We start from the raw sequence: 23,361 nt of genomic DNA, 5'->3' as shown, positions 1-23,361 counted from the left end.
TAGAGGGGTACAATCATGGGTATAGTAGATAGTTTTTTAATTAAATCCGCTAGAAATAGCAATATAAGAGGCGTGAGGCTAGCTTTAAGTCTTCATAATATAGTAAACAGTTTTGAAAAACTCTTTTCTAGAATTAATCCTTTTAGGAACAAGGGGTCATTTGACTTGAATAATGATCAAACTTTAAATCGAGCTTTAGAGTATGCAGTAACAAATCTTGATCATAATGTAATGACGTTACTTATTAGTGCTGGAGCAAATGTTAATGAAATAGAAAAAGGTAGTATAGGAAATGTAATTCTTCAATACAAAATAGTATCAGAAGCTATGCCGTACGGAGATAAGGACAGTCTAAAGGATCGTAGAGAAAAATGTTGTCTCGTTCTTGGTGAGTTAATAATAAATGGTGCAATTCCTCAAAATGCTGAAGAAAGGAAGGAAATATCGGAAATTTTCAAACAAACGAAAGGTTTTGATGGGCTTAAGGTAGTGGTAGAGCGAAAACTCAAACCTCAAAAACCTCCTAGAATTTTTGAGCATGATGATATTTTACTTTTAAAAGAGCCCATTTATGCTGAGGTGTATGACGCTAAGGTTAGTAACTCATTAGAAGAGTTGAGCGTATCGGAAGAATCCATTTATGCTGAAGTATATGATTCACATAAAAGATCTACTGAAAATTTATCATTGGAAGATAGTGGTTATTCTAGTATATCAGGAGAACCTATTTATGAAGATGTAGATAATTTCTCAGAGCAAAAAAAGTCCGCTAACTTAAATCATAAAGAGCAATCAGAGCCTATTTATGCTAAAGTAGATTTACTCAAAAAAAGAGCAGGAAGGAAAGTAAAGGATATAAAGGCTAATACTGGGACTTATCACGGGCTAGTGCAAGATAAAGTAAAGAAGTGGCAAGAACAAATGGAACTAAATGAACAAAACTCTGGTAGATTTGTCAATCAGCAACGGACCCATGACCGAAAAATTTGGACCAAAGCTGGTTTCAATGTAGAAGAAATAAAGCATAAATATGAGCGTAGAGATTCTGGATACGATTCTGGCTATGATTCAGATACAAAAGTTGAACAAAAATTAGAATTAGGATCTAAAGCTCCTAAATCTGAGATAGGTTCAGTAAGCATTGAACATGGGGTAATAGGAGGCTGTCGATATAAAATCACTGATATATCACTCTAACTGTGTGATTCAAAATAATTGAATTGACTTTATATGTATAATCGATATAACTCAGTTAGATTCAAGTTGACTCTTTCGTCTAGTGGTTAGGACACCACCCTTTCACGGTGGCAACACGGGTTCAAATCCCGTAAGAGTCACTCAAACAGAATGAAAATAACTAAAGTTTTGAATGAAAAAAATTAGGCTTTATGTTGAAGAAGCTTTATCACAAAATGTAAGTTTGGCGCTTCATCCACGACAAAGTCACTATATTTACAATGTAATGCGGCTTAAGAAGCATGATAATATCTATCTTTTTAATGGAAAGGATGGAGAATGGTTAGGAGAAGTAGTGAATATATCAAGTAAATCGACAAAAATTATAATAAAAGAACGCACTAGACAACAACAACATGAAAAAAATCTATATTTGTATTGTGCTCTGGTAAAAAGCGGCGCCTTAAGCAACATAGTAAGACAAGCAACTGAAATGGGAGTAACCTGCATTCAATTTATTTCAACAAAACGTACAGTAGTAAAAAACATTAACCTAAGTAGAGCAAAATTACAGGCAATTGAAGCTGCGGAACAATCAGGTAGGACAAGTATACCACAGATTTTTCTTCCTATTAATTTTTGTGAATTATCCGATTCCCAGAATAAAAATTTTGTTTTGTGTGATGAAACAGGTGAAGGACAACCTCCTAATAAAGTTCTAAAAGGCAAGAAAAACGTTGCTATTATTGTTGGCCCCGAAGGTGGTTTTTCGTCTTACGAACTTGATTCTGCCAATAAATTTTGTCAGAAACTGAGTCTAGGAAAAAGAATTTTGAGAGTTGATACTGCTGTAGTTGCTGCATTAACCTTCACCAATTGGTATAGCTAGATTTTTTAATATGGCTAGTGCAACTTGACACTCTATATAAAGAAATCTGCATTATATTTTTCCTAAAAGAAATAAATGAAACTTGCATTTTTCCGAACTATCGATACTCTTAGTAAAGAAGTCGGGGCGTAGCGCAGCCTGGTAGCGCATTTGGTTTGGGACCAAAGGGTCGGGAGTTCAAATCTCTCCGCCCCGAGATTAGAAAAATTACAAGAGCACTGTAACCTAAGAGCAATTTTTATCACCAAGTAAATGATTGACAACAAAATGAAGCTTTTTTCATATAAATCACTGCATATCATATTCTATTGCTCAAGTTTATAAAATAATTGACAATGTTAACTTTCTAATTTATAAATGGATTTTGAAGTGATTACCGAAGGAGGTATAGAGTTTGATTGAAGTATCAGTCCATTATGGTGATGTAGATAGAGCTCTTCCAGTGTTGAAAAAAATAATTCAAAAGGAAGGAAGAGGGCTCAAAATGAAAAAAAAATATCACGAAAAGAAATCAGAGAAAACAGCTAAAAAAAAAGCTGAAGCAAGGAAAAAGAGGTATCAGCAAGAATGCAGAAGACAGCGTTATGGTTGGTAGTTTTTACTAAGGTTAATAATTAGTTATCTTATGAATATTCACGAATATCAAGCAAAGGAAATTTTACACAAGTTTAATGTCCCGGTACCAAAGGGTTTTGTTGCTACATCTGCAGAAGGAGTAGAAACTCAAATAAATCAACTAAAATCTGATGTGTTTGTGGTTAAAGCTCAAATTCATGCAGGTGGTAGGGGTAAAGCCGGTGGCGTAAAGCTAGCAAAGTCAGTTGAAGAAGCTCAACAGTTTGTAGAGGACATGATTGGTATGACTTTAGTTACTCATCAAACAGGGCCAAGCGGGCAGCAAGTAAGAAAAGTGTACATTGAAGAAGGCTCAAGCATTAAGAAAGAGTACTATTTGAGTCTAGTAGTCGATCCAAAGCTTAGCAGGCTAGTATTTATATTTTCTTCAGAAGGTGGAATGGATATCGAAGAAGTGGCAAAAAATTCTCCTACAAAAATTGTGAAGTTTGATATTGACCCTGCTACTGGTTTTACAAGTCTTGATAACAATAAGCTTTGCAATAGCTTTAATCTGAGTTCAGAACAAATAGGAAAGGTAACGAATATTGCAAAAAATATATATGATGCGTTTATTACAACTGATGCGAGCCAGATAGAAATTAATCCACTAGTTGAAACGAATGCTGGAGGTTTTATTGCACTTGATGCTAAAATTAATTTTGATGACAATGCTCTATACCGTCATTCAGAAATCGTGAGCCTACGTGATTACGATGAAGAAGTCAAAGAAGAAATAGAAGCTTCAAAGCATGGTCTCAGTTATATAAAAATGGATGGCAATATTGGTTGCATGGTGAACGGTGCAGGTCTTGCTATGGCAACAATGGATATAATAAAGTACTATGGGGCAGAGCCTGCTAACTTTCTAGATGTTGGTGGTGGAGCAAGTAAGGAAACTGTCACTGAAGCATTTAAAATTATATTATCTGATAGTAATGTACAAGGGATTTTGGTTAATATATTTGGCGGTATAATGCGTTGTGATATCATTGCAAATGGAATAGTTGAAGCTGCAAAAGAAATAGATATTAAGGTCCCTTTAGTGGTTAGATTATCAGGCACTAACTTCAAAGAAGGAAAAAGAATTTTAGAAGAGTCAGGGCTAAATATTATTGCTGCAGACGAACTTGACGAGGCTGCACAGAAAATAGTACAAGAGGTGAAGTAGAATATGTCTGTTTTAGTAAATAAAGATACAAGATTAATATGCCAGGGCTTTACTGGTGCACAAGGTACATTTCATTCAGAACAAGCAATTAGCTATGGAACCAAAATGGTTGGCGGTGTAACTCCTAGCAAGGGTGGAAGCACTCACCTTAATTTACCAGTTTTTAATACCGTAGCAGAAGCTAAAGAAAAAACTGACGTGAATGCTACTGTGATATATGTACCTGCTAAATTTGCAGCTGATGCAATACTTGAGGCAATAGATGCAGAGATAGAATTAATAGTTTGCATCACAGAGGGCATTCCTATACTTGACATGGTAAAGGTAAAGCACGCTCTCGCTGGTTCAAACAGTCGATTGATTGGCCCAAACTGTCCAGGGGTTATTACACCCGGAGAATGCAAAATAGGGATTATGCCAGGACATATTCACAAACGTGGACATATAGGAATTATGTCTCGCTCTGGAACTTTAACTTATGAAGCGGTAGCGCAAACAACCGCTGTTGGTCTTGGTCAGTCAACATGTATAGGAATTGGAGGGGATCCTGTCCATGGTATGACGTTTGTTGATTGTATGGAGTTGTTTTTAAAAGATAATGACACTCATGGTATTGTAGTTATTGGTGAAATAGGTGGAAACGAAGAAGAGGATGTATCACATTTTGTGAAAACAGAAAAAACTAAAAAGCCAATCGTTGGTTTTGTAGCAGGTCAAACAGCACCTCCAGGAAGACGTATGGGGCACGCTGGGGCTATTATCTCCTCTAGTGGTGGAAGTGCTGGTGCAAAGTTAGAGGTTATGCGCAGTGCTGGGATTGCGATTGCAGAAACCCCTGCTGTGATTGGTAAAAAGGTGTTAGAAGTAATGAGTGTCAGTGCCTAGCCTAGGTCATAAAAACCCTATATCCCCAGTCATCAGTATATTTTTTGACCACTCAATCAGTAACTGACCTCCTGGTAAATGTACTGAAGTTTGTTTAGTAGCCAAACACTTACGAAGTATAGATGCAACAAATGCTGCACAAGCCGCACTACCACAAGAAGCAGTAATACCTGTTCCTCTTTCCCAAACTCTTAAGTTTATTTCTCCAGATTTTTCTATTTGTGCAATACTAACATTTGTTTTCTGAGGAAATAATTTGTGATTTTCTAGCTTTGGTCCTAAATTCTGCAATGGTATTTCGCTTATGTTATCAACAAAAAAAACTATATGAGGGTTACCAATATTTACTGCAACTGGCTCTTTCAGCATTTCAAGCTCTATAGGTAGATAAAGGGGATCGCATTCACAAGAAAGAGGAATTTCATTCCATTTAAGCAGTGGTTTACCCATATTGACCTTTATTGATTTATCACCTACTTTAAAACATTCTAAGATACGATTATTTATCAGCTCAATAGTGATATATTCAGTACCTTTTTCTAACATTATCAAATATCCAACACAGCGTGCTGCGTTTCCACACATTTCAGCTCGACTACCGTCAGCATTGTAGATATGCATAAAGCAGTTTGCAGCATTAGACATTGTTATAATTATCACTTGATCACACCTGCCTTGATCAGCAATTTGTCTATAATTCCAGTCTAAATTATTTGCTGAACGTGAGTCTATGATAACAAAACTATTGCCAGTACCGTGCATCTTTACAAACTGGATCTTATCTGTTAGGTTACTTACCATTATAGCAAAATTATATAAGTGAAAATTTTTCTTCTAATTACAGCTGTTTTGTATTCTATAGTTTTCTGTAATGTGAGTGCTAAGTCAATACCGGAGAACAGCAAAATGCTCTTTTGGCAAACTGGAGTTAGAAAGGGAGCAAATGTTTTCAATAGAAAAGTTGATAGTGACTTAATCAAAGCAGCAAAGGAATACAAAATTGGTTTTATTCGTCTTGCTCCTGACAAATTTGAAACTACGCAACGTGACTTCCTCTTAGGCAATGCAGACAATTATCCGGGCCTGATTTCCAAAGACCTGAAAGTTCTGAAAGATGTTTTAGATGCTTTTCATCAACAAAAAATACCAGTAGTATTAACGATGCTTAGCTTACCTGGATCTAGATGGAAGCAAAATAATAACGATAAAGATGATTTACGTTTATGGTCAGATCAAGCTTTTCAAAAACAAGCAGCAAAATTTTGGCAAGATCTTGCGAAAGAGCTTAAAGATCATCCTGCTATTGTTGGATATAATATCTTAAATGAACCACATCCAGAAAGGCTTTATAATACTGCAGATTCGGCTATTTATAACGTAGAACAAAGCAAAGTTCAGAAGAATCTATTTGGCTTTTATAGCAGCGTGGTAAACAGTGTCCGCCAAGTTGACTCAGAGACCCCAATAATACTTGATAGCAGCAGTTATGCTGACTCTAATACTTTTAACAAATTTGAACCAGTTAGTGATAAAAATGTTCTTTATTCATTTCATATATATGAGCCCTTTGCTTATACAAACTTAAAATTAAACCAAGGTAACTTTGCCTACCCTGGACATGTTCAATCTTTTGATGCAAAAAAAGTAGAATATTGGAATAAAGATAAGTTAAAATCATATATAGAACCTGTAAAAATTTTCCAAAAGAGGTATAATATACCAGATTATAAGATCCTTGCTGGAGAGTTTGGCGGGCACCGCTGCTCAAAAGGATTAGAGCACTATTTTCGAGATCTTACTTCTATTTTTAATGAATATAATTGGCATTTTGCTGTTTATGGCTTTCGAGAAGATACATGGGATGGTATGGACTATGAACTTGGAAGTAAGAAATTATCGTGGAAAGATTGGCAAGCAATTGAAGAGGGTAGGATGAAAAAAAATTATTTGCCAAATAATTCAATTTTTAAGATATTAAGAGGAGAGTGGTCAAGTCAGCTCGCTGGCCATTCGTCATAAAAGAATATTTCTTTTATTGGCTTTCTTTTTTTTTCTTTGACCTCAGCACCCTCTCCCTCATAACCAACTGCTATCACTGACATTATGTTAAAATCATCAGGTATGTTAAATCTTTCTACTATTTTATCCTTATCAAAACCACCCATCTGATGTGCCATCAAGTTCATCGATGCAGCTTGTAGCATTAATGCATAATTTGCTGCGCCAGTATCATGCTTAGCCCAAAAATTTTCTCCTTTTTCAGGCTTGCGAAAATTCTTAGCACTTAGGGAGATAATCAATACTTGTGCATTTTTTGCCCATTTTTGATTAGATTCATCAAGGCAATTAAGCAATTTTTCCCATGCGTTTTTATTGCTCTGTTTATTGCATATCACATATCTCCAAGGTTCATCACCAAAACATGAAGGAGTCAGCCTTACAGCTTCTATTAGAATATCCATTTCTTTCTGAGATACTGCTCTTGTAGGATCGTATGAACGTCCGCTGTGCCTTGCTTTCATCAATAATAACAGATCCCGTTTGCTTATCATTTTTAATTTATAAATAATTTATTGTAGCACAATATAAGCAAAATTTAAATTGCAAAACCTCTTAGCATATATGTATATATTATACCTAGAATTATTTTTACTGAGTAAGGTATGTTCATAACACAATCTAGCAGCAAATTAATACTGATTGAAATATTCTCTTGTACTTTACTCTTATTTCTAATGGCTCAAGTAAGCATACCATTGCAGCCTGTGCCTATCACATTGCAAACTTTAGGAGTGATGCTTATTGGGCTTAAATTTAACCGCAGAACAGCATTCTATTCTGTGCTTACATATCTATCACTTGGTGCAGCAGGATTTCCTGTTTTTGCGAATTTTTCTGGTGGTCATCACATTTTTCTCGGGCCAACAGGTGGATATTTGATTGGCTGTTTAGTTGCTGTTGTAATAATGAGCAGAGTAAATGAATTACTGAACTCTAAATATAAATCATTTATGTGTAATTCTTTAAGTTGTCTGGCGGGTACAGTCGTAATCTTTATTTGTGGTATTAGTTGGCTTACTATTTACGTGGGTCTGAAACAAGCAATAATGGTAGGTGTTTTACCATTCATCCTTCCTGGTTTGGTAAAAATTTTTCTACTTGTAGCAGCTTTGCAGTATTTGAAAAAGTGATAAGGTTTCGTCCTCATCATTTTATGTGCACTCTTGCATTTCAAGGGTATGGATATTCTCAGAGCTTTGTAGAAAATTACAAAAAGATAGCAAGTAAAGTAATTAGTGATTCTAATACTAAAATTGAAGTAGTTGATAATCTTGACACTATTTGTAGTGTTTGCCCAAACCAGACTAAACAAGGTAAATGTACCACACAAGCTAAAGTTTTAGAGCTAGATAGAAGGCATATGGAAATTTTAGGAATAAAAATTGGCGAGATTTTGACCTGGAGTGAAGCAGTAAAAAGAATTAGAAAGAAAATGTCTTTAGAGAAATTTGACTACGCATGTGAGGAGTGTAATTGGCAATCATATGGAATGTGTAGAAGTGCTCTTTTAACTCATTCTAAATAGTATCTGCCAATTAATAATATCTTTATTATTATATTAGATAAGTAATTTAGCATTTATGAATTTGTAATGTGTTGCGTATAGTTCAAAGAAATAAGATTTACTGGTTACGCGCTGCAGCCAATGCCACAACACTAGGATCTATGTTTGTCTGCATGTTAATTTGCGTTGTGATTTTATGGAGGTCTTCTGTTATCTATGCTAGTGAAAATTTGGAGATACAGAAGGTCTTTGGTAGTGTTGTCAAGCATATAAAAGCTGATAAAAAATATAAAGATCTTGATGTTATCGAGAGAAAAAGTGACAAATTTAATATCAAAATTTCGCAGAATTCTGGCAAGAATTTTGACATATACTCTATTTTAAAAAAAGCAAAAGATTCCTTTGAGTTAGGAGATAGTGAAACAGCTACTTCTCTCCTCAATCAGATTATCGCAAAATTTCCTTATCATGAAAGTGCTTTAATTGGACTAGGGAATATCTATTACGCTAACAAAGAATTTAAAAAAGCTGTAGAGATTTACACAAGACTGTTAAAAGAATATCCTAGCAACCCTTATGTATTAAAGAATTTTCTGACGATAATCTCACAATATGATCCTAATTTAGCATTGAGTGAAATGTTGAAATTGTATGATACACTCAGAAATAGCGCCTCTTTATCAGCAAATTTAGGTTTGATCTATATGAAAAAAGGGGATTACATAAAAGCTAAAGAATATATGACGGCAGCAATTTCTCTAGATCAAAACAATGTTTTTTATACCTATAATTTAGCTATTATTCTAGATAAGCTCTCAGATTTTAAAAATGCTACAGTATTTTATTCAAAGTTGTTGAACATGTCAAACAATGCAAGTGAAAGAATACCTTTATATAAAGTAGCAGAAAGACTAAAATTTATACAACTCCATAGTGCGCACCCAGCGATTCCATAAGAGTTGCTTGTATCGCTATTTTTGTTTACAACAACAACATTGAACTATAGAATTATATCTAGAGGGGCAATTAGCTCAGCTGGTAGAGCATCTCGTTTACACCGAGGAGGTCGGCAGTTCAAGTCTGTCATTGCCCATTAGCCTAGTTGAATATTAATATTACAATTATTTCAATCAAAGTATAGAAAATGCAAGACAACATAGTACCAGTTTCAATAGTGAAAGAGCTAGAGGATTCTTATCTCTCCTACGCAATGAGTGTGATCATAAGTCGAGCTATACCTGATGTGCGAGATGGATTTAAACCTGTTCATAGGCGCATATTATATGCAATGTCGAGGGCTGGGTTCGATGCAGGTAAGCCATATAAAAAGGCAGCTCGTATAGTTGGGGATGTAATGGGAAAATATCACCCACATGGTGACATGGCTATCTATGACTCCTTGGTCAGGATGGCTCAAGATTTTTCTCTTCTTTTACCACTTATTGATGGGCAAGGTAACTTTGGTTCGATAGATGGAGATCCGCCAGCTTCAATGCGATATACAGAAGCAAGGCTCCACAGAGTGTCGCATTTTTTACTAAATGATATTGACGAAGATACAGTTGATTTTAGGCCAAACTATGATGGAAATGAAACAGAGCCTGTTGTACTGCCTGCAGAATTTCCGAATCTATTGGTAAATGGTGCAAGCGGTGTTGCAGTTGGTATGGCAACCAATATTCCTTCTCACAACCTTGGAGAAATAATAGATGCTTGTATGTTATATATAGATAATCCTGAAGTTACTTTGGATGAGTTACTTGAAGTGATACCAGGACCGGATTTCCCAACTGGGGGAACAATTCTTGGAAGGTCTGGAATAAGATCAGCATTTGCAACGGGTCGTGGATCAATTGTTGTGCAAGGCAAGACTCACATGGAAGACCTGCCACAAGATAGGCAAGCAATAGTGATTGATGAAATACCTTACCAGGTAAATAAAGTAAAATTAATTGAGAAGATAGGTGAGCTTGTAAAAGAAAAAAGAATTGATGGCATAACAGAAATTAGGGATGAATCTGATAAGTCTGGTATTAGGGTAGTAATTGACCTCAGAAGAAATGCTGAAGCAAGTTTTATACTTAATCAAATATTGGGACTAACTCCACTAAGAAGTAGTTTTAGTGTTAACACTTTAGTCCTCAACAACAACAGGCCTGCTTTGATGTCGTTGAAAGAAATTATAGCTGCTTTTATTGATTTTAGAAAAGAAGTATTAATCAGGAGAACAGAGTTTCGTCTGAGAAAAACGAGGGAAAAAGCTCATATATATATAGGGCTCTACATTGCGGTCTTGAGCATAGATGAAGTGATGAAAATCATCCGTGGTGCAAAAGATCCTGCGGAAGCAAGTAGAGAACTTTTAAATAAAGAATGGAAAACTTCAGCTGAGATAAGCACAATTATTGGATTAATCTCAGACAGCACGAGCTTTTTGAAAGACGGAGTATATAGATTAACTGAGCTGCAAACGAAAGCTATTCTTGACATGAAATTGCAACGTTTAACAGGCCTTGAAAAAGACAAATTAGAAGCTGAGCTAAGTTCAATGATTAACCTGATAAAAGAATATATCGCTTTTCTTGGCTCAGTAGAGAAGTTGATGAAAGAAATAAAAAACAATCTACAAGAAATAAAGAACAGATTTACTGTGCCGCGAAAAACTTCAATAGAAGAATCAGATATGGACATCGAAGCTGAAGATCTAATTCCACAAGAGGATATGGTAGTGACCGTAACTATGAATGGTTACATCAAACGTGTGAAACTCTCTCATTATAAAACCCAGCATCGTGGTGGAAAGGGAAAGCTAGGACAGGGATTAAAAGAGGAGGACGTAATCACAAAATTATTTGTTGGAAATACTCATACTAGCCTTTTATTCTTTTCTAATATCGGTCGAGTTTACAGATTGAAAGTTTACAAACTGCCTCTTGCAGAACCAACTGCACGTGGAAGAGCGCTTGTTAATATATTTCCACTTAGCGATGGTGAAACTATAACTAACATTATGCCGCTTCCAAGTGAGAATGATGAAAATCAAAATATAGTTTTTGCTACTGCTCATGGGAACATAAGGCGTAATTCCTTGGCGGATTTTCACTATATTCCAAGCAATGGAAAAATAGCAATAAAGCTTGATGAAGGGGATAAATTAATATCAGTTAAAGTATGTAGCGAAATTGATCATGTTCTACTTTCAACAACACTTGGAAAAAGCATCAGATTTGTTGTAAGTGATGTGCGTCAATTTAAGAGTCGCAATTCAGATGGCGTAAGAGGTATCAAACTTGCAAAAAATGACAGCGTGATATCCATGACCATACTAAACGGCATAGGTATTGCAACAGAAACAAAAGAACTTTACTTAAGAGTTCCGCTTGCAAAAAGGCTGGAAGCTGCAACCAACAACTCAATTGATTCTAAATTAGAAAAAACTTTGAATGATTTAGGAATAGAGAACAAATTATTCTCAAAACTCGCACTTAATGAGGAATTCATATTAACTATTACTGAAAATGGCTTTGGCAAAAGAACTTCTGCGTATGAATATAGGGTAACAGGTAGGGGAGGTGTTGGTATTACGAATATCCTTACTACCAGCAGAAATGGCAATGTTGTTGCTAGTTTCCCAGTTGAGCAGGATGATAACATGATGCTTATTACAGATAAAGGAAAGTTAATTCGCATTTCGGTTAATGAAATTAGAATTGCAGGACGTAGTACTCAGGGAGTTACTCTGTTTAAAACAGAGAGTAGAGAAAAGGTGGTGTCAGTAGCGAAAATTGAGGATCCTGATTCCACTGAAGATAGTATTTCCGAAATTGAAAACTCTGTTTCTTCTTAACTGTATAGCAAAGGTTAAGTAAATAGTGCAAATTTCTATTGATTAATCTATAGTATTTAAATTAAAATATATGTCTATGTTCAAGTAGAGATTGATGGATAAGAAGTTAACTAAAAATAAAAAATCATTGACGAATGAGAAGAATAAAAAAACATCTCTTGTTAAAGATTTTGCCAAAAATAAGAGTAGAAGAGATTTTATCACATTAACTACGTGTGCCATGGCAGGTATAGGAGCTGCAAGCGGTCTTTGGCCATTGGTTAAGTCTATGAATCCTTCTGCTGAGGTTTTAGCGATGTCTACGGTTGAGGTTAATCTATCTGATATTCAAGAAGGACAAGGAAAAAAGGTAAAATGGCAAGGTAAGCCAGTATTTATCCGCAAGCGCACAAAACAAGAGATTGAGGCTGCAAGAGCCATAAATGCAGAAAATTTGAGAGATCCTGAATCAGATGAAAAAAGAGTATACAAAGGGAAAGATGAATGGTTAATTATGATTGGAATATGCACCCATCTTGGATGTGTACCAGTTGATCACGCTACAAAAGACGGCAACGGTTGGTTCTGCCCTTGTCACGGTTCATATTATGACACATCAGGCCGAGTAATTGGCGGTCCTGCACCAAAAAACATGGCTATACCTGACTACTTTTTTCCAAGTGAAAATATTGTAGTAATTGGCAAGAAGGCTTAACGGATTTTCATAATTAAAGTAATAAAAGTATATTGCATTTCAAGAAGCACACTGACTTCATAGGCAAAGCTCTTGAAGTCTATCAAGCTAATTTTATACTATACACATATTCGGGTGATAATTAAGAAACTTGCCTACCAAATCTTCAGAGTTGACAGCTAAATTTAAAACTTGTTCCTTTGCGTCAGAAAAATTCTGACTAACTTGCTTAAAGTTATTTTCTAACTCTTCGAGGATGGAGCTGAAATTAAAAAAACTTTTCTGCATTTTATCAAGATTTTGAGTTAGATAGCATAAGTGCGACCTGGGAGTCATGAAATCGTGATGGTTAAATTCCATCCACCATAACATCTGGTTGAAATTGTAACCCATATTTTAAAGATTGGCAACCTTTAGGATGCAAGCATGGGTTAAAAGGAGGTAATACCAAACCCAATGGTAAATCCCTTCAAGAAGAAGTTAGATAAGGTTACGAAAGGAACTTATGTTTTGAATTGTCGTTATCGAAGATATGCGAAAAGGTTGATACGCATAAATAAAGGTACGGAGAAAATAGGTGATCAATGTTTATGCGATTGATCAAGATGTAACTTGTCTCCCGGCAAAAAGTAGAACCTAAGTCTAACATGAAACAGTTTTATGGAACAGGGTAATCTCATAAAGTTCTTATTATCACTTTAGTGTAATGAGCAGGTAGCTAACCGCAAGCTTCTATGTGAAAAGTTGTCCAAGAAGAAATACTAAAGGTAATACTTAGGATATGCTGACGTGGACACTATAGTTTGGAAAGGTAAAGTTGTAAGTAGTGGTTAATATGTTATGAACCAGCAAAATGTTAGGTATGAATGAACGAAACCCCCTAGCGCAAAGCGAAATCTTCGTTTAAGCTACAAAAGCGAATTTACCGAGCTAAAATGTAACAATATCAAAAGATGCACAATCAGGTTATTACTAAAAAATCAACAAGTGCAAGAATGCTCGCTGTCAGAAAAATGGCAAGACAATAGGGAAAAAAAGACTGCAGGTATTGACAGGAAAAGCTAATCTCAATCCAAAGGCTGCAACTAGCACATTCTTTAGATATTAGAGAAAAAGCAAAACCATCAAGACGAGTCTGGATTCCAAAACCCTAGCAAACCGCTGGAGCAGCGTCCACTTGGGATACCCACAATAACAGATCGAGGCAAACACTTGTTAAGATGGCAATAGAACCAGAATGGGAGGCAAAATTTGGGCCAAACACTTATGGTTTTTAGACCTGAAATTAGATCATGTCGGGATGCGATAGAAGCCATATTCATCGCACTTGGAAGAAAACAGCATACATACTTGATGCTTTGATATTTCCTAGTTGCTTGTTGATAGCATTGATCATAACGCACTGCTAAGAAAAACTCAATACCACACCAACTTTGAAGAAAATAATAAAAGGATGGCTGAGAGCAGGAGTTATGGAAGATAGAAAGGGGACGAACCCACTAAATGTGTGGGTACAATTCAAAAGGAGGGACAATTTCTCCGTTACTTGCAAATGTTACGTATGGGTTGGGACAGCACATCAAGAAAAACAGGAACTTTCAATTTGCAAAAATGAAATATGGTCACTTATCATATAAAAATGCACAAAAACAATAAGCATAATTGCGTATGCTGATGATTTTGTAATTTACATGAGTGAAAGTTGTTTTTGAAAACAAAGGTTTTAGCTGGAAAATGGTTAAAAACCATAGGATTAAGAAATTGAACCTATCAAAAACAAAAATTAAGCATACATTAAAATCTGAATATAGAGAAACCAGGTTTTGATTTTCTCGGTTTTACAATACGACATTATCAGAAAACGGCATAAGAGACCATACAAGTTAATAATAAACCCAAGTTGTAAATCTGTGAAACAGCATACATTAGATATTAAACAAGACTCAAAGAATGCTTGGAATAACTCAAGAAGCTGTAATAAAGGCATCTTAATCCGGTCGGTGGATGGTGTCGATATTACAATTCAGTAGTATCAAGTAAGATCTTTAAATCTTTGGATAATATTATGTTTAACAAACTTTGGAAATGGGCGGTATTTAAGGCACAATAACAAAGGAAAGTTCTGGATCAAGATAAATACTTTAAAGGTATAAGAACGATAACTGGAGGTTTATATTAAAATAACGGAATGTATCTTATTAATCCACGGAACCATGCTATTAAACGGCACATCAAAGTCTTGCAAGACAGTCGCCATATGATGGAGATTGGTTATATTGGGGAAAACGGCTAAAGTAGAATCTCAGAAAATCACCAAAATAATAAAATTACTGAAAGATACAACAAAGTAAATGTAAACGTATCCAACTACTTTTTAGGTATGATGATGTATAAGAAGTACATCATCAAGATAAAAGTAGAAATAACAATAATATAGAGAATTTATCTTTGTTACATGGGCATTGTCATGATCAAGTACATAAGAAGTGTGCATGACAAGCACCAAATTACAGAGGAGCCGTATGAGGTGAAAGTTTCAAGTACGGTTCTGAAGTCGAGTGAGGAGAGGTGACTTTCCTCACTTAGATAACTACATAAAGATAGAGACAAGAGGAGAAGAGATATGGTAAAGCAAGAAAAAGCTGAAAGTGAGGGAATAAATGGAGTCACCATATCAATATGAATTAAGGGAAAGAGTGATTTCAGTGGAATCGGGAGTCGCAATAGTAAAAGTGAAAGAAATCTTCAAAGTAGAACTATCCCCCAAAGCTGCACATGGACATAGAATATCCTTTATCAGGGATGGACGTAAACATTGAAGATCTTTCCCTAGAGCTGGATATAGATATAAAGTCATTTATACCGTTCCCTATATTCGAGAAAAATATCACATGCCAAGAACCTTGTCAAAATTATATAATCTATCTCTAGAGCAGGTTATTGAGAATGTCAATCCACATAAAAGAGCCAGGTATTCCTAACACCACTAAACTCACAAATTCATTTGCTAGAGTTTGTAAGTTCTTGTTTATAATAATTTTATTATATCGTAAAACCATCTATATCGGCTTATTTAAACAGTATTTTACTTTCCTTAAGGATTTTTTAAAGATCACCTATTGAATTCTATGATATTATTTTTTGTGAGATTGTTATACACGTTATGGCAAGGAAGGCAAAGAGATTTGTTAAGTAGTTTTTGCATCTATATGAGCTACTTGAATAATGGTTACAATATTTGTACAATTGTACAGCATGAGCTGAGTTCGCTTAGCCCTTATCTACATATTCAGTTCCACCAACAGTTATTGCATCGACCTTGAGTGTTGGCTGACCAACTCCAACAGGCACATTTTGTCCGTCTTTTGAGCACGTACCAACACCAGGATCTAACTTTAGATCATTACCAATCATTGATACTTTTTTTAGCACTGTTGGCCCATCACCAATTAGCGTTGCTCCTTTGACTGGTTGTGTAATTTTACCATTTTTTATTAGGTAAGCTTCCGAAGATGAGAAAACAAATTTTCCTGATGTTATATCAACTTGTCCACCACCAAAATTTACTGCATATAGGCCTCTCTTTACACTGGATATTATTTCTTCTGGTGTATATTTTCCTGGCAACATATAGGTGTTTGTCATGCGTGGCATAGTAACTTCTTTGTAACTTTCTCTTCTACCATTACCAGTTGGATTTACACCCATAAGTTTAGCGTTCATATGATCTTGCATATATCCTTTTAGAATTCCATCTTCTATAAGCACATTATAGCCAGGTAAAGTACCCTCATCGTCTATGCTAATAGAACCACGCAAATTAGGTAGAGTTCCATCATCAATTACAGTAATGTTACTGGCTGCCACTTGTTTACCCATAGAATTTGAAAATGCCGAGATTCCTTTACGGTTAAAATCACCTTCAAGTCCATGACCTACAGCTTCATGCAATAATATTCCTGGCCAACCTGAACCTAAAACAACTGTCATCTCTCCAGCCGGAGCTGGAATTGCCTCAAGATTTACTAGCGCTTGCTCTAACGCTTGGTTTGCAACTTCTTTCCACTTCTTCTCAGAAACAAACTTACTATAAGCGTCTCTTCCACCATGCCCTGCAGAACCTTTCTCCGCTCGGCCATTTTTTTCTACGATGACTAGTACATTAAAACGTACCAAAGGCCTAATATCGCTTAACCTGTGATCATCTTTTATTATTTGTACAACTTGCCATTCTCCACTTAGAGTTATTTTTACCTGCTTCACGCAGTTATTCTTCGACCTTACATACTCATTAACCTCATTGAGTAGTTTAATTTTTGAGCTCAGATCCATTTCATTTATGGGATTAATCGTTGAATACAGGCTTTTTGCCTCCTCATTTAAGTTTACTGAATTTGTTTTGCTTAAAGATGCTGAACTTTTTACCATAGAAGCAGCTTTACTAATTTCTTTTTCGCTAATCTCAGAAGAGCAAACAAAAGACGTACTATCTTCACAAAAAGACCTTAGACCAAATCCTCTTCTGATATTTAAATCCATATGTTTTAATATATTATCATCAAAAATTAGGGATTCTGATTGGCAAAACTCTAAAAATAGCTCACCACCATCACTATTGCTCAAAGCGTTGTTGACTATTTTATATACATTATTAATATTAACATTGTTCTGAGCAAAAAATATTTGATCTAGATTTGGCATTACCTTTGAGCTAAAAACTATTTGAGTATATTATTTTATTTTAACATAGTAAATCACAAAAAGCCCGGGTGGCGGAATTGGTAGACGCGCTAGCTTCAGGTGCTAGTAACTTTTCAAGTTGTGGAAGTTCAAGTCTTCTCTCGGGCACTCTGTATTGATTTTCAAGTCAATTAATGTTATGATATAATATGAATTTACTGCTAAGTTTATGGGTTATGAGAAAGAGAGGCTTATTTACAGGAAAAAAATACGAACTTATTCAAAACGCTTAGTTACTGCACTATCTATTGCTTCTTTGATGGGGTATACAGCAGCATTAGCCCTAAATATTTCTTCCTTAAGCTTGTACTGTACTATTGTCAGCACTATGCTAAGTGCACTTTCGCTTGCTTTAAATATATGGTCATTAACTGATCATTTTAGGCAGTGTGGCCTTAATAAGCAACTCGATACCTCTTGGCAAGATAAATTAATGAAGATCTGTCTTGATATTGCATCCAGTGCTTCATTTTTAATAGGAGGAATTATATCTATATTACCTATTGAATTTCCTATTACCCCCTTTATTTCCGTTGCTTTTTTTATTCTAGGTTGTACCTTTATGGCAACCAATTTCATTCGAACTATGATTAGTCAGCCGCAAATAGATGAAACCAAAACCTCAAAGTTAGTGATCATTTGAACATTCAATCTGCAATAGCTGCCTGATTATTACATGTTAATAAGTTAGCTTATTTAACTTGACAAATTACGCCATCCCCCTTACTATGATAGCAAGAGTATTTATCCTTGTTTTTAATCTCCGCGGATTTAATAACAAAATTCAGTAAAAAACTCAGATATTTATTGGCAAATTACATAAAAATTATAGCGGCTGCATGTCTTTTAAATTTTTTCTACATTCAGCCAAATCGCGCTTTAAATAAGCGTTAGCACATTATTACAACGCCAATTTAAATTATTATAGGGTCAAAACTCGCTATACGGGGGTTCTTTTGTCTTTTTTTTATTTAGTAAATTTCTTAGTATTTGTAGCTAAAGTAATTTAAAAGAGCCAGCGTGGGACACACAACCGCACTAACGTTTATTTTTGAAGGTACTATTTATATAGTAGATGGTCACTGGAATCCAGCTTCTTTTTTTCTAGATTCCAGTGTCAAGCACTGGAATGACACCATAGAGGCACTGGGATGACATCCTTCCTAGTGGACTCAAATCACAATGTTCATACAGTTGTGGGCTTAACGGTATCTTTGCAGATACTATGGTAATTTATTCGGGAGATTTGCTAAGTGGTAAGATTTGTCCTGATATGCTACAATCTTCAGAAGCAAGTTCCACAAATTTGTCTGTCAGTTTATCAGGTGGCACCAATTCAGATATATCTTTTCCCGAAAATGCTTGCTTATACATTTCACTATCGATAGGCTCTTCCGAATACACGGCATTTATGCATAAGTTCGTATGTTTTGTCTCAGATGCATATATCTTCACCATTGCTTCTAGTGCAGCCTTACTTGCAGCATATGGTACCCAATATGGATAAGAGGAAGGAGAAAGTGTTATCTCTGAGGTCATGAATATCGCTCTTCCAGCATTAGACTTTTTTAGTATTGGACCCAAATTTTTTAGCAAGTACCAACTGGCAGTAAAATTTGTATTCATTACGTTCTGTAGATCTTCAAGCTCACAATCATGAACAGAGCTCAACTTACCTAAAATTTCAGTGCATGTAATCAGTATATCAAGTGTTCCAGATTCTGATAATTTTGGGCTTTCTATCATATTTGCCAGTTTTTCTACGTTTTCAAAGTCTAAAAGATCAAGCTGAATTAGTTTCACAGAGCCTTCTTTAAGCTCTTCAATTTCGTTATACAATGGCTTGAGATTATCAAGAGATCTGGAAATCAGAATTACACATGCACCTTCTTTTACAAATCTTTTTGCAACAGAAGAGCCTATTCCACCTGAAGCTCCGGTAATTAAAGCTATTTTACCTTCTAAGTCACCCATTTCTTTCTCCTTAGCAAGATCCATTGAAATATTTTAGCTGAAAATTAAATTTTGCTCCATATATAAAAATCAAACTTAGCACATAAAAAAATAGTAACGATACTACCACACCACCTAAGCTTCCATATATCAAATTCAGTTGGTCAAAGGAAGCTTTTAAGTATTGCTTGAAAGCTGAAGCAGAGATCGTCCAAAGAATAACAGCCACACAAGATCCGGGAAATACGTCTGATAAGTTTTGTTTTATGTTTGGCAATGTGAAATATAGCCAAGATACTATAGTAAAAAGCACAAACTCAATAAGTAAATATCTAGTATAGCTTAGCCCTTGGTAAGAAAAATCAATTAACATTGGCACTAATGCAAAAAATACTATAGTCAGAGTTGTAACAAGCGTAATTACTAAAAATTGTAATATACTGAGCACCCTTCTCCATATATAAGGCGATGAAACCGGAACTTTATAGGCCTTATTCAATATCGTTCTAAATCCTTCAATTGTCGATGAGGCAGTCCAAACAGCGCCTACAATTGCCAAGGTTAATAAGCTTTGCGGAGGGCCTGATATTATCTCCCTAATACGTGGCATCAAAGATGATAAAATATCCTGTGGCATGTTATCAATAATAAATGCCCAGCCGACATTGTATTGATCTAAGAAATTTGCGAACGTTGATGCCATGGCTATTAAAACAATAAGAAAAGGAAATATTGATAACAGGATTAAAAATGATAGATACCCTGCGTGCTCCACTCCATCATTATAAATTGTGTCAATTAAAGCACGATAAAGGCAATAAACGATACTATAAAATTTCTGTAGCACTTGTAATATAAATAAACTAAGAAAAGTATTCTAAATGAAATAAAGCATACCTTTAAGCAAAAAAATCCTCACCATTTACTTAAATTTAATCAAAATGATAGATAATCCAGCGTTAAATAGAAATTATCGGAGGCATATGAAAAATTTTCTTTTACTTGTAGCTTTAATTCTTTCCTTTGCGTTTGATGTACATGCTGATGAAACATCAGCAGTGATATGTAAAATAGTGGACTATACTCAAAGTATAGGTGGGCCAATGATCACGGTAGTGATAATAGGTGCAGCATTGCTGGCAATATTTGGCAGAATGCCATGGCCAGCACTCTTTGCACTCGGCGCATTCACTGCTGTGTTTTTTGGTGCACCCAAAATTGTAAACGTGATAGCACCAGGTGTAGCAGGAGCTTGCATGAGTTGTCCTAGTGGTCAGGAAATGTACGGTAGTACATGTGTTGCAAAATGTCCTCAAGGTAAACGACGTGATGGAAGCGGGAATTGTGTTTAGTGATTTGAGACAGTAGAGTAAAAATAGTGCTTTCTTTTAAGCACTATTTTTACATTATAACATAAATCTTTGTTGAGATTCTCTTCACTTGAAAGTGGCTAAAATGGCCACTTTCAGTATCTATAATTACCTAATAAATTCTCTTTCTGTAACCATATCAGTTAAAGTTTGGATTCCAGTATTACGCGCTGCCTTTGTGTTTGCATAACTGCACGAACTTGTGATTAAGGCAATTTTCGCCATGAGGGGTGTTATTCGAGTAGCTCCTTTTCTGTCATTCCAGTAGCTGACATTGATTCCTTTATGATGTTGTCATCCCAGTGCTTGATGTTGGAATCCAGGAATTTTTTGAGCATGAAAGTTATGCTAAGTTTTTGTTGGTAAGTAAAGGCTGGATCCCAGTGTCACGCACTGGGATGACAACATCATAAAGGAATCAATGTCAGCTACTGGAATGACAGAAAAGGAGCTACTCGAATAACACCTTTGCTATCTTCAAAAATGAATGCTCGTACAGTTGTGTGTCAACTACTTACATAACGCCTCTCTAAAATTACTTTAGTTGCAAATATTAAGAAATTTACCAAATGAAGAAAAAAGGCAAAAGAATCCCCGTGTGACAAGTTTTGACCCTATAATAATGTAAATTGGCGTTATAATAATGTGCTAACAAGCGCGTTTTGGCTGAATGTAGAAAAAATAAAAAGACATGCAGCCGCTATAATTTTTGTGTAATTTGCCAATAAATATTTGAGTTTTTTACTGATTTTGTAATTGAACCTGCAGGTCAAAAATAAGGATAAATACTCTTGGTATCATAGTAAAGGGAATGACGAAATTTGTAAAGTAGTTTTCACTCAAATGGCGCCCAGGCAAAAACTATATGGTTATGCAAAAAATCTATTTTTAAAACTGTTAATATAACATAGAAAAAACCTCACCTTTATTAATAATAGATTACTTACCAATTGGGTAGTCACCAGTGAAACAAGCATCACAATATTGCGGTGTAGCGTTGTTACGTTTTTCTTCTTTAACAGCCCTGTATAGGCCATCAATACTCAAGAAGGCTAGGCTATCTATTCCTATAACTTCCTTAATTTCCTCTACAGATTTATTTGCAGCAATTAAATCTTTGCACTCTGGCGTATCTATTCCATAAAAACAAGAGTGCTTAATTGGTGGACATGAAATCTTTAGGTGAATTTCTTTTACTCCTGCATCTTTTAACATAACTATTATACTTTTGAGCGTGCTACCACGCACTATACTATCGTCTATTAAAATTATGTTTTTACCCTTTAAAATATGCTTATTAGCATTGAACTTTAATTTTATTCTAACCTTACGTATTTCAGGGATTGGCTGTATAAATGTTCTTCCTATATAATGATTACGAATTATCCCCAGTTCCATAGGTAATCCTGAATGCTTTGCATATCCAATAGCTGCAGGTATTCCAGAATCAGGTATTGGTACAATCATATCTACATTGTTCTTTGGTGGACTTTCCTTTGCAAGTATTCTTCCTATTTCTTTTCTTGTATCGTATATAGACCTATTCTCCATTATGCTGTCTGGTCTTGAAAAATAAACGTATTCAAAAATACAAAAACTTGATTTTTGCTTTGGGAAAGGAAACATTGAGGCTAGCTTACTATCCGAACTGATGGTAACTAATTCGCCTGGTTCTATTTCTCTAATAAACTCTGCATTTATTATATCAAGAGCACAAGTTTCAGATGCAAGAACGTAAGAACCGTTTAACTTTCCTAAAACAAGAGGCCTGATTCCAGATGGATCACGTACTCCAATAACTACTTCTTGATTGATTGCCACAAAAGAATAAGCACCTTGTATTTGCTTTAATGCATATATAAAACTCTCTAAAAAGCTATCTTTTTCACCGCTTGCTGTCAGATGCACTACTACTTCTGTATCAATATCTGACTGAAAAACACACTCTTGTTTAATTAATTGTTCGCGTATCGGAGAAATATTAATTAAATTACCATTATGTGCTATGGCGAAATCCCCAAATTTGCCACTTTTGCCAAACATGGGCTGCACTCCAAATTTACTACCACTGGTTGAGTATCGAACATGACCTATTGCACAATCTCCAGGTAAGGATTTCTTTATTTCATCTATATCATCAAATACGCTGCTCACTTGACCTTGAAAGTGATAAGAGAGCAGCTTATCGTTGTTACTGGTTACTACACCAAAAGACTCTTGACCTCTATGCTGCAAAGCGTGGAGAGCAAGTATAGAGTTAAAAGCAGCACTTTGGTTGCAACTTATGCCAAATACCCCACACTCCTCATGTACTTCATCAAGCATGAAAAATATTAAATAAAGCCTGATTGTACTTTAGTAGAGGCAAAGTACAAGAATTTTATTTGTTAATCCCTTTCAAAGTTGAAGCTTTCTACGGTAGTTTTGATGTATACCAGAAAGTAGGTTATATGCAATTAACCAATTTTGAGATTTTT

Annotated in this window: 22 protein-coding genes, 4 tRNA genes and 1 pseudogene; 20 read left to right on the top strand and 7 right to left on the bottom strand. The window is 35.3% G+C overall.

From position 1 onward, the window contains the following. Positions 1-15: 15 nt before the first annotated feature. From LEM02_RS01490 to sucD, 7 genes are all read left to right on the top strand, one after another. Positions 16-1,197 (top strand): hypothetical protein, encoded by a 1,182-nt coding sequence (locus LEM02_RS01490; protein WP_226079417.1) that lies wholly within the window; start codon positions 16-18, stop codon positions 1,195-1,197. A 68-nt stretch (positions 1,198-1,265) separates the two neighbouring features. Then, positions 1,266-1,337, top strand: a tRNA-Glu gene (locus LEM02_RS01485). Positions 1,338-1,369: 32 nt separating this feature from the next. Then, entirely contained in the window at positions 1,370-2,065 is a 696-nt protein-coding gene (locus LEM02_RS01480) for a 16S rRNA (uracil(1498)-N(3))-methyltransferase (RefSeq protein ID WP_226079416.1), read from the top strand. Between the two features lie 122 nt (positions 2,066-2,187). Continuing rightward, a tRNA-Pro gene (locus tag LEM02_RS01475) sits at positions 2,188-2,261 on the top strand. Positions 2,262-2,459: 198 nt separating this feature from the next. Continuing rightward, positions 2,460-2,660, top strand: a complete 201-nt coding sequence (gene rpsU, locus LEM02_RS01470) for a 30S ribosomal protein S21 (RefSeq protein WP_015588134.1) — start codon at positions 2,460-2,462, stop codon at positions 2,658-2,660. A gap of 30 nt (positions 2,661-2,690) precedes the next feature. Beyond that, positions 2,691-3,851, top strand: a complete 1,161-nt coding sequence (sucC, locus tag LEM02_RS01465; protein WP_226079415.1) for an ADP-forming succinate--CoA ligase subunit beta — start codon at positions 2,691-2,693, stop codon at positions 3,849-3,851. Between the two features lie 3 nt (positions 3,852-3,854). Beyond that, positions 3,855-4,736 (top strand): succinate--CoA ligase subunit alpha, encoded by an 882-nt coding sequence (gene sucD, locus LEM02_RS01460; RefSeq protein ID WP_226079414.1) that lies wholly within the window; start codon positions 3,855-3,857, stop codon positions 4,734-4,736. A 6-nt stretch (positions 4,737-4,742) separates the two neighbouring features. Here the strand turns inward: sucD and dapF are convergent, their stop codons facing one another. Beyond that, positions 4,743-5,537: a diaminopimelate epimerase gene (gene dapF, locus LEM02_RS01455; protein WP_226079413.1), complete on the bottom strand. Its 795-nt coding sequence runs from the start codon at positions 5,535-5,537 to the stop codon at positions 4,743-4,745. Positions 5,538-5,609: 72 nt separating this feature from the next. On the opposite strand from dapF, the gene LEM02_RS01450 reads away from it, so the two are divergent. Beyond that, positions 5,610-6,755 carry a glycoside hydrolase family 5 protein gene (locus LEM02_RS01450; RefSeq protein WP_226079412.1) on the top strand — a complete coding sequence of 382 codons (1,146 nt, stop codon included), beginning with the start codon at positions 5,610-5,612 and terminating at the stop codon, positions 6,753-6,755. On the opposite strand, the gene LEM02_RS01445 is transcribed toward LEM02_RS01450, so the two are convergent. Beyond that, a complete protein-coding gene (locus LEM02_RS01445) occupies positions 6,731-7,288 on the bottom strand; it encodes a nitroreductase family protein (RefSeq protein WP_226079411.1) in 558 nt (185 codons plus the stop codon). The two genes, LEM02_RS01450 and LEM02_RS01445, sit on opposite strands and share 25 nt — an antisense overlap. A gap of 111 nt (positions 7,289-7,399) precedes the next feature. On the opposite strand from LEM02_RS01445, the gene LEM02_RS01440 reads away from it, so the two are divergent. The 9 genes and pseudogenes from LEM02_RS01440 (at position 7,400) to LEM02_RS01400 (ending at position 15,640) form a co-directional block, all read left to right on the top strand. Further along, positions 7,400-7,927 carry a biotin transporter BioY gene (locus LEM02_RS01440; RefSeq protein WP_226079410.1) on the top strand — a complete coding sequence of 176 codons (528 nt, stop codon included), beginning with the start codon at positions 7,400-7,402 and terminating at the stop codon, positions 7,925-7,927. Continuing rightward, a complete protein-coding gene (locus LEM02_RS01435) occupies positions 7,924-8,322 on the top strand; it encodes a DUF1284 domain-containing protein (RefSeq protein ID WP_369409589.1) in 399 nt (132 codons plus the stop codon). Before LEM02_RS01440 ends, LEM02_RS01435 begins: the two co-directional genes overlap by 4 nt. 68 nt (positions 8,323-8,390) lie before the next feature. After that, on the top strand, positions 8,391-9,257 hold the full coding sequence (locus LEM02_RS01430; RefSeq protein ID WP_226079408.1) for a tetratricopeptide repeat protein: 867 nt from the start codon (positions 8,391-8,393) through the stop codon (positions 9,255-9,257). A 64-nt stretch (positions 9,258-9,321) separates the two neighbouring features. Beyond that, positions 9,322-9,394 (top strand) — tRNA-Val (locus LEM02_RS01425). A 51-nt stretch (positions 9,395-9,445) separates the two neighbouring features. Next, entirely contained in the window at positions 9,446-12,148 is a 2,703-nt protein-coding gene (gene gyrA / locus LEM02_RS01420) for a DNA gyrase subunit A (RefSeq protein WP_226079407.1), read from the top strand. A 94-nt stretch (positions 12,149-12,242) separates the two neighbouring features. Next, positions 12,243-12,842 carry a ubiquinol-cytochrome c reductase iron-sulfur subunit gene (gene petA, locus LEM02_RS01415; protein WP_006014178.1) on the top strand — a complete coding sequence of 200 codons (600 nt, stop codon included), beginning with the start codon at positions 12,243-12,245 and terminating at the stop codon, positions 12,840-12,842. A gap of 435 nt (positions 12,843-13,277) precedes the next feature. Beyond that, positions 13,278-13,421 carry a hypothetical protein gene (locus tag LEM02_RS01410; protein ID WP_226079406.1) on the top strand — a complete coding sequence of 48 codons (144 nt, stop codon included), beginning with the start codon at positions 13,278-13,280 and terminating at the stop codon, positions 13,419-13,421. A gap of 1,396 nt (positions 13,422-14,817) precedes the next feature. Then, positions 14,818-14,931 (top strand): annotated as a pseudogene (locus LEM02_RS06775) (group II intron maturase-specific domain-containing protein); the annotation flags it as partial. Positions 14,932-15,481: 550 nt separating this feature from the next. Continuing rightward, the gene (locus LEM02_RS01400; RefSeq protein WP_226079405.1) at positions 15,482-15,640 is read left to right on the top strand and encodes a hypothetical protein; all 159 of its coding nucleotides are present in this window, start codon (positions 15,482-15,484) and stop codon (positions 15,638-15,640) included. Positions 15,641-16,091: 451 nt separating this feature from the next. Here LEM02_RS01400 and tldD read toward each other — a convergent pair whose 3' ends face one another. Further along, positions 16,092-17,522 (bottom strand): metalloprotease TldD, encoded by a 1,431-nt coding sequence (gene tldD / locus LEM02_RS01395; RefSeq protein ID WP_226079404.1) that lies wholly within the window; start codon positions 17,520-17,522, stop codon positions 16,092-16,094. A 62-nt stretch (positions 17,523-17,584) separates the two neighbouring features. Between tldD and LEM02_RS01390 the strand changes: the two genes are divergently transcribed. After that, positions 17,585-17,669: transfer RNA gene (locus tag LEM02_RS01390), tRNA-Leu, on the top strand. Between the two features lie 61 nt (positions 17,670-17,730). Further along, complete coding sequence (locus LEM02_RS01385; protein ID WP_226079403.1) at positions 17,731-18,204, top strand: hypothetical protein; 474 nt, start codon at positions 17,731-17,733, stop codon at positions 18,202-18,204. Between the two features lie 590 nt (positions 18,205-18,794). On the opposite strand, the gene LEM02_RS01380 is transcribed toward LEM02_RS01385, so the two are convergent. Next, positions 18,795-19,559 carry an SDR family oxidoreductase gene (locus tag LEM02_RS01380; protein WP_226079402.1) on the bottom strand — a complete coding sequence of 255 codons (765 nt, stop codon included), beginning with the start codon at positions 19,557-19,559 and terminating at the stop codon, positions 18,795-18,797. Then, entirely contained in the window at positions 19,546-20,361 is an 816-nt protein-coding gene (locus LEM02_RS01375; RefSeq protein WP_226079401.1) for a YihY/virulence factor BrkB family protein, read from the bottom strand. The genes LEM02_RS01380 and LEM02_RS01375 overlap by 14 nt, the downstream gene beginning before the upstream one ends. Positions 20,362-20,497: 136 nt before the next feature. Between LEM02_RS01375 and LEM02_RS01370 the strand changes: the two genes are divergently transcribed. Next, positions 20,498-20,866 carry a TrbC/VirB2 family protein gene (locus LEM02_RS01370; protein WP_226079400.1) on the top strand — a complete coding sequence of 123 codons (369 nt, stop codon included), beginning with the start codon at positions 20,498-20,500 and terminating at the stop codon, positions 20,864-20,866. Between the two features lie 653 nt (positions 20,867-21,519). Here LEM02_RS01370 and LEM02_RS06770 read toward each other — a convergent pair. After that, positions 21,520-21,657, bottom strand: a complete 138-nt coding sequence (locus tag LEM02_RS06770; protein WP_226079399.1) for a DUF2109 family protein — start codon at positions 21,655-21,657, stop codon at positions 21,520-21,522. 166 nt (positions 21,658-21,823) lie between these two features. Next, positions 21,824-23,209, bottom strand: coding sequence for an amidophosphoribosyltransferase (gene purF / locus LEM02_RS01360; RefSeq protein WP_226079398.1), 1,386 nt, complete (start codon positions 23,207-23,209; stop codon positions 21,824-21,826). Positions 23,210-23,361: the final 152 nt, after the last annotated feature.

Origin of the sequence: Wolbachia endosymbiont of Tribolium confusum, from assembly GCF_020405475.1 — a bacterium.
Classification (GTDB): Bacteria; Pseudomonadota; Alphaproteobacteria; order Rickettsiales; family Anaplasmataceae; genus Wolbachia.
This window is presented reverse-complemented; position numbering and strand designations above follow the sequence as displayed.